Genomic DNA, 10637 nt, shown 5'->3' with positions numbered 1-10637 from the left:
GTTCGTGGCCAGCGGTAAATGCTACCAGTTTGAGGACGTGCCGCCGGAGACCTTCGCCGAGTTCCAAGCCGCCTTCGCCAAGGGTCGCTTCTTCAACGGCCACATCCGAAATCACTTCCGCTACCGTCTGGTTGGACCCGCGGTCGACTGAGCAGTATCAGCGGACGATCTCTCTTTGGCAGGGATGCGGCTCATTCGTCGCGGCCCTCCGGCCAGCCCTTTGCGAGGGCAAGGTCGGACATCGGAACGAAAGGCGGATTCGCGAATTCTATTGCTAGATAATCGGAATCGTCGCCCATGAGGCTCGCGACCCTCCACCTTGAAACTGCGAGATACGGCGACGTATATCGCGCCGCAAGGCTCGCGCGGCTGACGCAGCAAATGATCCGGCACATCAAGCGCACTGACACCTCGGCTCAACAAGTCGAGCAAGCGCTGGCTAGTTTGGCCGAAGCGAACGCACCCATGGACCGGGTCGCGCGGCATCAGTAGGGCCGCGCTCATGCGCGCCTCCGCATCGGCACGATGTGCGGTGGGTTGTTCGGTTGCTGCATGTGGCGTTCTCTCCACATCCGTTTCGCGATGCCTGTCCTTACCCCCGTGGGGGCGCAGAATTGTAGACATGTGGACATGACCGCACGTCCACATGTCATCATCTATCGGTGTTGGGGGCACCTCAAGCGTCCGCTGTTAGACTAGGCGACACCTTGTAATTGGAACGATACCCTGGAGATTCGAAACATGGCGCTCAAGCGGATGGACAACATAGGAATCGTCGTCGAAGACCTCGGGGGGACGATTGATTTCTTTCGCGAACTCGGCCTCGAACTCGAAGGGCGGGCCACGATCGAAGGAGAATGGGCCGGACGTGTCACTGGACTGGGCGATCAACGTGTCGAGATTGCCATGATGCGCACACCGGACGGCCACAGCCGGCTCGAGCTCTCCCGCTTCCTCACGCCGCCTGTCGTCGCAGATCACCGGAACGCCCCGGTCAACGCCNGGCTACCTCCGCGTCATGTTCGCCGTGGACGACATCGACGAGACGCTTGAAAGGCTCCGCACGCGCGGCGCGCAGCTCGTAGGCGAAGTAGTTCAGTATAAAGACGCGTATCGGCTCTGCTACATCCGTGGGCCTGAAGGGCTTCTCATCGGACTCGCCCAAGAACTCAGCTGAGCGCAATACGAAGACAAATGGCGAAGAGTGACCAATGCCAGCGAGCNGCCCAAGAACTCAGCTGAGCGCAATACGAAGACAAATGGCGAAGAGTGACCAATGCCAGCGAGCGCGTCCGAGGCCGACCCGCCTGTTCGAGGTCCATCCCTCCACGGTCGGCCGCGTTCTCGCTAAGCACGATCAAGTCGTCAACCCGGGCAAGGTCGCCCGCTAAAGCCGCCGTCAGCAGCCTAAAGCGGGACATCTCAGATCCCATACCTCATGGCAATGAAGACCACCGGTGCAAAGATCAGGAAGATCACCATTACTATAATAACGGCAAGGGCCAGGTGCTCTGTTCGCCTGACAATGGCAGCGACCTCGTCGCCGCTCGACGAAATGAGATCAACCACCGAGAAATCTGTTGGCTTAGGAGTTTGATTGTCATTTGCGGGTCGGCTTGCGACCTCATCGACATTCTGTCTGCTCTGGATAAGGGTCACTGTTCTTTCCGCTGTTAGGGATCTCATTTCGGGTGTCCGCCGATGGGGGACAAACAGCGGCCACCCGGTGAACCACCGATGAAGGGACTTTGCTCGGCGGCCCAATAGCAATGCATTGGTAAGGTCTTGGTTGCTGGCCCTCAGCCCTCTGTCTTTGACGCAAAGACTTCAGTCTTACCGCATGTCGGCCCATAGCCCAGCGGCGGAACCGAGTGCTGCCTCGGTATGTCTATGTTGTCGATGAGTAGCGGACAATCCCCTGGTGATCGTCCGATGCGGCAGGCCACTGCGCTGCTCGGTATCTCCGGCCCTACGAATGGAGCCATGCGCCATCGGCTGTTTTGGCGTCGAAAGCGACGGGAACGCTGTGAATCACGCACGCTGCCGCCAATATTTCCTCCAACTCGTGGTCGGTCGCCTTGCAAGCCGGCATGAGTTTCCGAATGGCGCAGATTGCCTGTCCGATGGATAGGAAGCGGGCCTTGCCTCTGGAGAGAACGTAGGCTTCGGCGACTGTTTCAACCGTGATTGTGGGAAAGGAGTGAGTCATCGAGAATTCCTCCCTGAAACTCTGTCCAACGCGACTTTCGGTCAACATGCGGCGGCCTTCAAGGCTTTGTCTGATTGCGGACAGTTAGGCTCGCCGCCCATCTCGGCCATTGGCGGTAGCTAGTTCATAGAGTTGCTGATCCTAGAGCGGCCGGCCCGCACGCATCATTGCGCGCGCGCAGAGGCGACAGCCAACACGAAGCGGTCCAGAGCTAAGGCAGATTGTCAATTTCCAGCGCATCGGCGCATCGGCCGAATAGATGAAATGCTCGTGCCCTCTCTCGGATAAACTCACTGGAAGACAGTCCGTCGTGCCGAAAGGCGTGGAGCAGGCACGCGGGTCGTCAAGAGGCTGCTAATATTTTGTTGGTGGATTGCAACGAAACCCTTTTCGGCCCGTTTTCTTGATGCCAGTTCACTCTGGCTACTCCAGATCTCAAGCCCGCCGGGATCGGCCGGCGGGTCTTTTTCGTTGCCTTTGCCCGAGAGGGTCGCTCGCAGTCGAGACGGTGCGGCAGGGGAGCTAGTGATTTGCGACAACCGATAGTCAATCAATAGCTGCTTTGCGCCAGGAGCGGTCGTTAAAGCGATCGAGGTCGAGCGGCCGAAGCCGACCCTAAGCGGAAGCTCGTCGCCTCCGGCTGAATTCACGCCCATGACCCGAAAGCGACGCCCACACGTCAGATTCTGAATTGGCAGCTCTGCGCCTGATATCGGCCGTTGAGCAGACCATAGCCGCATCCCAAAAGCGGACATCCGGCCGCGCTGTCCGCCGGCATCTGCCCCGATGAGCCCAATGCAGCTTGTATGACTCGAAGCTAATATGCTATTCTACATGATGCGCGGACTGCTGGCACTTACTATGCTGGTATTGGCGGCTACAAGAGTAGTCGCAGGTGAGCCGTTGTTCGACTCCATCGCTGCCGGCGACAAGAGTGCCGTGGAGCAAGCCTTGGCAGGCGGTGCCGACGTCGACAGCCGGGCACGCGACCAGGCAACGCTCCTCATCGCTGCTGCTCTCGACGATCAGCTTCCCATTGCGGAATTCCTGCTGAGCAAGGGCGCCGACGTCATGGCGCGCAATTCCGGTGGGTTTACCCCCCTCCACGCGGCTGCCTTTTCTGGAAGCCTCCCAATCGCCAAGCTGTTGCTCGAACAGGGGGCGGTGCTCGAAGACTCGGCTAACAAGTCTGGGGTCACACCCTTGGTGATAGCGGGTGAGGAAAACCATGTCGAACTGGCAGAATTCCTCATTGCGCAAGGTGCGGATGTGAACCATGCCGAGGGTCATGGCTACATGCCGATTACCCGCGCGTTCTGGAAGGGCAATACCGACATCATAAAACTATTCAAACGGCATGGCGGGACGTGCCAGGCGAAAGTCCTTGGCGAAGCGAACGCTGCGAAGTGCCAAGCTATCCACGATTGAACGGAGAACGCAGATGAACATATCGATCAGACTGGTTCCCAGTTCGGCGTCGGCAGTCGTATGTGCGCTCACCTTGATGGCCGGTGCAGGCTCTGCCTTCGCCGACTCGGTGAATACCGGCTACTTCGGCGGAGTGGCGATCATGGGCTACGACACGGTCGCTTATTTCACCGATGGCAAGGCCGTGAAGGGTTCCGAAGATTTTTCCTATGAGTGGCTTGGCACGCCGTGGCATTTCGCCAGCAAGGAACACAAGGAAATGTTCATGAGCGAACCTGCCAAATACGCTCCTCAATACGGTGGTTACTGCGCGGGCGAGGTCGCACTCCATGAATCCGTCACCGTCAATGTCGATCCGGAAGCGTTCAAGATCATCGATGGCAAGCTCTACCTGATCTACGACGAAGGGAACGCGGCCGCCTTTGCGGACAATGCCGATGATCTTGTTCCGAAGGGCGATGCAAAATGGCCGGTCGTCGAAGCAAAGTTGGCAGTCGATGAGCCGGATTGGAACTTGATCAATAACCCCTGAGTCTTGCGAGCTCAATTCACTGTCACGAAGTGAAACACCATACCTGTATTGACATAAGAATACCCGTTGCCGGCAGCGTCCCTGCGTCTGTAGACGGGACCACAGATGGGGCGCCCAAACATATTTTCGCTATGCTCACATAAGAGGTCGCGATCGACGTAGACCCTCTCGGTGAGCATTCGTGTCATCGTGCGGAAGACTGCCGTGCCGTCCTGTTCTATCTGCATAATGGCTGGAAGCCCGTCGGGTTCGAGGTTGCCTTTCAAGGTCTTGCCAACAACAAGAGATGCGATTTCCGCGCCGTTCAACCGGTCCTGTTCATCGGCGGTGAAGCCGAACGGCCATTCGGGAAGTCCTGCCAGGCGTAGGGCGTCGATGATCGGCGCCAAATCTTCAGCGTTGCGAAGATGGGCATAGTGATTCCGAAACGCGTCCAACGACCGCAGTCGAGCCAAGGATTCGGTCTTCGTCACCAGCCGGAGGCCGTCCGCAATCGCCGCTTTGGCGTCCTCTGTGCGGCCGGCGCGGGCATAGGCCGCTGCGAGCAGAATCCTAAGGCTGCCCGCCTCTGGAGCATCGTCGCGAGCGCGCTCGAGAGTCTCAATGGCTTTCCTGGTGTCCCCGAGCAAAAGCAAGACAACCCCGACAACCTCCCGGTCTATCGGAGCCAGATTGGGATCAAGCTTCAATGCCGTCTCGACCGCCAATGCCGCTTTGTTATGGTTGCCGGCGAACAGCTGGATATAACCAACGGCAATTTGCGTCGCAGCGTCTCCGGAGCCTAATGCGACAGCACGCTCCGCCGAGGTGATCGCATCTTCATAGCGGCGATCCATGACCTGCATAATCCCGAGAACGGCGTAGGGCGATGAAAACTCCGAATCGAGCTCCAAAGCACGGCTTGCCTTCTCATATGCTCTCTTTCGCGCAAGCGCGCTCTGAATGATATCATCGGAGGCAGTGCGCCAAAGATAGACACTCAGCCGTGCGTCGGCGGCGAAGGCCTCGGCGAAGGTGGGGTCGAGCTTCTGCGCCTTCTCATAGAGCGCAAGCGCCTCGCGCAATCCGTCGCCTCGACCGGTGCGCGCCTCCCGCTCCGCACGCAGGTAGGTATCATAGGCTTCGAGATTTGCAGTCGGCGGGCGTGCCATTCGCTCGCTCTCGGCTGCCGAAGCTTGGACGCCTAGCGCCTTGGCGATTTCCCGGCTCATCTCGTCCTGGACGGCAAACACGTCCGCGATGCCGCGATCGAACCGATTAGCCCATAGATTGTCGCCAGTGGCGATATCGATGAGCTGCGCGTTGAGGCGGATTTGATCGCCGGTGCGCCTGACGCTGCCGTCAACGACAAAGCGCACGCCAAGGTCACGCCCAACATCTGCCAAAACGAGGGGTTTTCCTTTGTAGGCGAAGACGGAGTTGCGGGCGATCACATCGAGGCCGGAAAGCTTCGCAAGGTCGGTGATCAAATCTTCGGTGATGCCGTCGGCAAAATAGTCCTGGCCAGGATCGCCGCTCAGGTTCGTAAACGGCAATACTGCAATGGATGGCTTTCCGAGCGCGGAGGGCTTTTGCCATTGCCATGCAAAAATGCCTGCAAGCAAGACGATGAGCAGCGCTGCTACTCCTGCCAAAATCATGATCCAGGAGCCCGGCCGGTGTGGCGCGGCCACGATCTTCCCCGATTGTCCGGGATCGAGCAGAACCCGATAGGCGCGAACCGGATCGGCGATATTCTTGAGGCGCTGCCCTCCGAGATCCGCAAAGCCAACATCCACTTTGTGCACTGCGTGATCGAACGCCGTGCCGGAGATGCAAACACCGCCTGGCTCGGCCATCGCTTCCAGGCGCGCCGCGATATTCACGCCATCTCCATAGATGTCGTCGCCCTCGACGATGACGTCGCCGAGATTGACGCCGATGCGAAACCGGAGCTGCCGGGCTTCGGCGATACCCTTGTTGCGGTCGGCCATCCGGCGCTGGATCACAGCAGCACACTGGACGGCATCGACGACGCTGGCGAACTCGACGAGCGCGCCGTCGCCCATGAGCTTGATTATGCGGCCGTGGTGTTTCTTGATCTCGGGGTCGATCAGTTCGCGACGGCAGCTCTTCAGTCCCTCGAGCGTTCCTACCTCGTCCTCGCCCATGAGGCGGCTGTAACCAACCAGGTCGGCAGCAAGTATTGCTGTAAGCCGTCGCTCCATACGTGCCCTGCGCCTTCCCTGGTCGGTCGAAGCGGCTTTGCCTTCAGCCTATTCTAGTCCTGCTTCGGACGCGAGTGTGCGCGACCGTGTTATGGCTATAGCTAGAGGATGGCGGTGTTACTCGGAATGGCAACGCGCCGGTCCTTCCATCCACGAGTTCTGAACGGAATGCTCTCTCGACAAGATGTCCGCTTAGGTATCATCAGCGCCGGCTTGGCTGAGTGTCCGCTTTGGAGACGCCGAAATGCTCTGGGAATGACCGGAATGGGTCAGATCGCGTCGATGCTCCCCAAGGTCCTGAATGTCCGCTTCCACCCTTCCGGCCCCAATCAAGACGTTTGGCACATTGGCGCCAAGCGTCCGCTCCTGGCGCTACCTGCTCGTTCCGGTCGACGAGACGAATGGCAACATTCCACCCTCTGGCGACGATGCCGCCGTGCAGCGGCAATGACTGGTTCGGGTCAAGTCCTGACAATGCAACCGGTGGGTAACTGTCCCTAGTTATCGAAAGCCCGCGTCCTGACCTTGATTTGGTCGATGTGACCATAAGGATCGACGATGTTGCGAGGCTTCGGTCCTTCGGCAGGCGCGCGGATCTGGCGTCGGGGTGCCATGATGGAACTCATCGCCGCGCCCGTGCGGCAGCGGGAAAGCGGCTTCGCGATCACCGACGCTTGCAAGCTCGGCTGAAAGATCGCTTAGCTGGTGGGCGACTAGATGCACGACCTCGCCTTCGCGCTGAATACGACCGTAGACGCTGTTCATGCCGGCGGAGAGCACCACTCGACGGTATTTCTCGAAGGCTTTCACCCGGACTACCGGATTGGCAATCCCGGTCTCCTCCTCCAGCGTGATGAACTGACGCCTTTGGCGGAGCCGGGCCGCTGCCGGACGAGAACGACGCCTGCAGCCTTCAGCCACTGACCGTCACGTGCCTCCATGGCCTCACGGCAGGTGACGGATGCGCCTGCGGCACAGATCGGGCCAGAGCATGAGACGAACTGGCGCCGCTTTCAGGGACACGTGTGGCTATCTACATGACGGTCAATACCTTTGATGCACATGCCTATTCCGAGTGATGGCTGCTCCGTCATTAAGGATCGCGCAGCTTCCGGCGGGCTCCACTCGCTGACGTTGGGTTCTCCGGCAAAGTGCCAATGCGGGCGATAAGGTCTTTTGCGGTGTTGTGGGTCCAGCGTCCACCTCGAGCGGAGGAAACGCCAGCCGCGTTCAGCGCCGTGGCCAGGACCGATGGAGAGAGCTTCTTGCCAGCCGGCAGCTTGGCCATCTCCTTCAGGACGAAATCCTGATAGCGATGCGCACGCTGATTGGCGTTATGGCGGTTGGCGCGGTTGCCGTGCTTGTAGTTGGAGTTCGGAAGCGCAGCCTTCTCAGTTCGGGATAGCCGAATACCGGCTTTCACCGGTTCCGACCGCGATTTATTCATCCGCACGGCGTCAGTGATGAGAGAGCGTCGCTCGTCCTGCGTCATCGATTGCCAGGTGCGACGCGAGGAGGCATCCCAGACTTCGACATCGAGAGCATTTAAGACATCGACGCACTTGATGATCCGGTCACGTCTCGTGCGTCCCATGAGTTCGCGGATGTCAGCCAAAAGCAGGTCGGCGCCTGCGCTACGCGCTACCTCGACCGCATGCCGAAATTTCTCTCGCGAAGCGAAAGGAGTCGTCCGGCAAGTGCTCCAATCGGCGGCCTTCTCCAGGATGCGCCTGCCGCTTCTTCTCTCGAAGTCCAGCTGGGCTGCGAGCTGGCGCATGAGCGCGCCGTTGGCATTTACCTCCTCTTTGGATCGAAGCTGTCGTCTCACATACGCAAAACTGTAGGCGACAAGCGGGCAAAGTTCTTTCATTGACTTTTCTAAACCCTGTCGAGTGTTCTCAATGCAATGAGAATGAAATAAATTCTCGCGGGGCGCGTCACTGGCTGGTTCCGCGCGTCCGATGCGTCATTGATGCTTCGACAACGTCGGCACCAACCCCTGAGCGCCCCTGTGACAAGGGCACGTATCTGAAACGAACAGCAATGTCGCTGTTGTATCGCGCGATCGTCAGTAATGGTGAACAGCCACTTGGGTCTTACCGACGGCGCGTGGGGCCATATCGTGGGGCCGGTCGCGTGGCGCTGTTCGGCGATGACCACGGCTCGGCCCTGATGTCCCCAGCCGGCGCGATCGCCGCGGGCCAACGGGTAGAATACATTTTCAGCTTTTCTCCACGGAAATATGCGTCTGCCGACTCTCGTGCAAAGCGCTGAACTGCTTGCCGACGCTGATACGGGCATCGTGGCTCACGTTTCGGCTCTAATAACTTGCTTCATTACATGAGTGAATAGAGGAGCTACCCTTCTTCACCACCATAAGCATCCAAAGAGAGTGAAAGGACTTCATGCCCTCAAGAATCGCTGGCGCCGGAGCTCGAGGATGGACCTTTCAACCGCATCCGGTCATCGATATGACGGAGGGCCTGTATCACCTTTCTTGTGATCTCGTTGTAATCTTTCAACGAGCTGGAGCTTCCGGCCATGATGGATGTCAGCGCCAAAGGTAGGTCGCTCTTGAGAGTTTCCTTGCGCGTCTGCTTCTTTTTCCTTCGCCAGGCCTCATCCCACGCTTCCAGGCCGACGACACCCGCGCTCAGAGACCGCTGCAGCCGCGTCTTCCGGAGCTGTTCCATAAGCAGTCCCCTTTTCTCTTCCCGCTGGTAGGCAACGTCCGGGAAAGTCGGGAGAACGAACTTGAAGTATCGGCCGTGGAAACGCTGGAACTTGAAGCCTGCAATATCCTCGATCGAGCGGATGCCCATCTCGTTGAGTTCGCCTTTGTCCACGGTGACCTCAATCCGCACCCTCCGCTCCTCTTCCGGCAGAACTTCCCTGGCACCAGTGGCGATGTTCTGTTTGTCGAGCAGCTTGATCATCGTTCGCCACGCACATTGCGATTCTTTGGCGCCGGCGTAGTAGGTGGAGTCGATCGTCGCCGGTTTGTCCTTCGTTGGATCGAGTAGGAAAGCGTCGCTGCGGTCGGGATGCCTCGGATCAAAACCGAGCACGTAGCGGGTGGCGTCGTCGCCTTTGTCCCAAGCGAACCTCGGGCGGTCGGCCGGCTCGTCAATGACATCCCGGCTGGGTAGGTGGCTGCGCACCAGGACACCGAACATCAGCGCAAGCGCCTCGTCGGACGGTTTGCGCGGCTTGAAATCGACACTGACTTCGAGGCCAACGATCGCGAGCGGCTCGCACAGGTTCCATTTCGCCCTGACGACTTCTTCCGCGAGCAGCAGATCCTTGGTGGTCGGTTCCTGGATGCGCACCCGGAAATCCCGGTATTTTCCGTCATCGTCGAGCGCCTTTTTCTCGACGTAGACCCTCTCCCCGATCGCTCTGTCGATGTAATGTTTAATCCATCTCCACTGGGTATGCTTCACTGTCTGGAAGCGGATATCGGCCCAGTCGATGACGGCTCGGCATGTATAGGCCTTCAGGTCGATCTGCGGTTGCAGGAAAATCCGGTTCTGAAATCGCTTCTGCTTCTTCTCTACCTGCTGCTCTACGTAGGAGAGACGGTAGACAGCGGACGACTTGATGGCCGGCAGAATGATGGAATGCGAGGTCATGCTCATAACTGAATCAAGCGGAATGCCGGGGATACGTCCGCGCCCATAGCCGCAATCGATGCTGGTTCATAGAGCTTATCTCGCTGACGTGGTATCCTGGCGGGGCAGCCGATCGGCGCCGACATGCCGTAATCGTAATATAGCCTCTACCCGGTCTGGGAACCTCACCAACGCCATGCGCCACATTTCCTGCGCCAGATAGACCACGCATGCAAGAAAGAGCGCCGTTGACGCTTTCTTGAACTCGACTGGGTCGCCGGCCCGGCAACGGAGGCATCAGGCAGTAACCGAAAGCCGCGCTTCGTTGATCTTGCGGTGACGATCTGCCCATCGATGGTAATTCTGCTTAAGCTGATCTATACGGTCGTGGGATTGCTGGTCGGCCAAATTCTTGCTTGTTTCGGATGTGATTGCGTGGGGGAGCGGCGACATCATGAATTTCTTTGACAAGCCGATTCTCAATTCTCCCTATGCGCCTCCTGCCCGGCACTGGGAACTCGACCTCGAGGGACGGCCCATGGACGTGATCATGGAGGCACGCCGCCGCTCAGCGCTCTGGACCGCACTGCCGGGCGCGTCATCCGTCACGGGTCGTTCAGCGCAGACGAGTATGGTGAGGACGCCGGCCA

At 58.9% G+C, this 10637-nt stretch carries 7 protein-coding genes and 2 pseudogenes; 4 read left to right on the top strand and 5 right to left on the bottom strand.

Annotated elements, in window-relative coordinates; all coding sequences use genetic code 11:
* The first annotated feature begins 4 nt into the window (after nt 1-4).
* Nucleotides 5-151, top strand: coding sequence for a KTSC domain-containing protein (locus tag X738_RS88490; protein ID WP_023802242.1), 147 nt, complete (start codon nt 5-7; stop codon nt 149-151).
* Between the two features lie 590 nt (nt 152-741).
* Nucleotides 742-1177, top strand: a pseudogene (locus tag X738_RS83365) (VOC family protein).
* Between the two features lie 245 nt (nt 1178-1422).
* Here the strand turns inward: X738_RS83365 and X738_RS85260 are convergent.
* Complete coding sequence (locus X738_RS85260) at nt 1423-1659, bottom strand: hypothetical protein (RefSeq protein WP_023802236.1); 237 nt, start codon at nt 1657-1659, stop codon at nt 1423-1425.
* A gap of 1387 nt (nt 1660-3046) precedes the next feature.
* Between X738_RS85260 and X738_RS71780 the strand changes: the two genes are divergently transcribed.
* On the top strand, nt 3047-3637 hold the full coding sequence (locus X738_RS71780) for an ankyrin repeat domain-containing protein (protein ID WP_023802234.1): 591 nt from the start codon (nt 3047-3049) through the stop codon (nt 3635-3637).
* Between the two features lie 13 nt (nt 3638-3650).
* A complete protein-coding gene (locus X738_RS71775; RefSeq protein WP_023802233.1) occupies nt 3651-4169 on the top strand; it encodes a YHS domain-containing (seleno)protein in 519 nt (172 codons plus the stop codon).
* Between the two features lie 11 nt (nt 4170-4180).
* On the opposite strand, the gene X738_RS71770 is transcribed toward X738_RS71775, so the two are convergent.
* The 4 genes and pseudogenes from X738_RS71770 to X738_RS71755 form a co-directional block, all read right to left on the bottom strand.
* A complete protein-coding gene (locus tag X738_RS71770) occupies nt 4181-6376 on the bottom strand; it encodes an adenylate/guanylate cyclase domain-containing protein (protein WP_023802232.1) in 2196 nt (731 codons plus the stop codon).
* A gap of 497 nt (nt 6377-6873) precedes the next feature.
* Nucleotides 6874-7335, bottom strand: a pseudogene (gene dnaE2 / locus X738_RS87545) (error-prone DNA polymerase); the annotation flags it as partial.
* A gap of 134 nt (nt 7336-7469) precedes the next feature.
* The gene (locus X738_RS71760) at nt 7470-7991 is read right to left on the bottom strand and encodes a hypothetical protein (RefSeq protein ID WP_198032880.1); all 522 of its coding nucleotides are present in this window, start codon (nt 7989-7991) and stop codon (nt 7470-7472) included.
* A gap of 796 nt (nt 7992-8787) precedes the next feature.
* Nucleotides 8788-10014 (bottom strand): hypothetical protein, encoded by a 1227-nt coding sequence (locus X738_RS71755; RefSeq protein WP_023802227.1) that lies wholly within the window; start codon nt 10012-10014, stop codon nt 8788-8790.
* Between the last annotated feature and the right edge of the window lie 623 nt (nt 10015-10637).

The sequence above is a fragment of the Mesorhizobium sp. L48C026A00 genome, assembly GCF_000502375.1.
Lineage (GTDB): Bacteria > Pseudomonadota > Alphaproteobacteria > Rhizobiales > Rhizobiaceae > Mesorhizobium > Mesorhizobium muleiense.
Note: the sequence above shows the minus strand (reverse complement) of the source record. Positions and strands in the feature narration are given on the sequence as shown.

Excerpts from the sequence above, each read along its gene's own strand:
- X738_RS71780 (WP_023802234.1), top strand. The coding sequence starts at position 3,047 with ATGCGCGGACTGCTGGCACTTACTATGCTGGTATTGGCGGCTACAAGA.
- X738_RS71775 (WP_023802233.1), top strand. The coding sequence starts at position 3,651 with ATGAACATATCGATCAGACTGGTTCCCAGTTCGGCGTCGGCAGTCGTA.
- X738_RS71770 (WP_023802232.1), bottom strand. The coding sequence starts at position 6,376 with ATGGAGCGACGGCTTACAGCAATACTTGCTGCCGACCTGGTTGGTTAC.
- X738_RS71755 (WP_023802227.1), bottom strand. The coding sequence starts at position 10,014 with ATGAGCATGACCTCGCATTCCATCATTCTGCCGGCCATCAAGTCGTCC.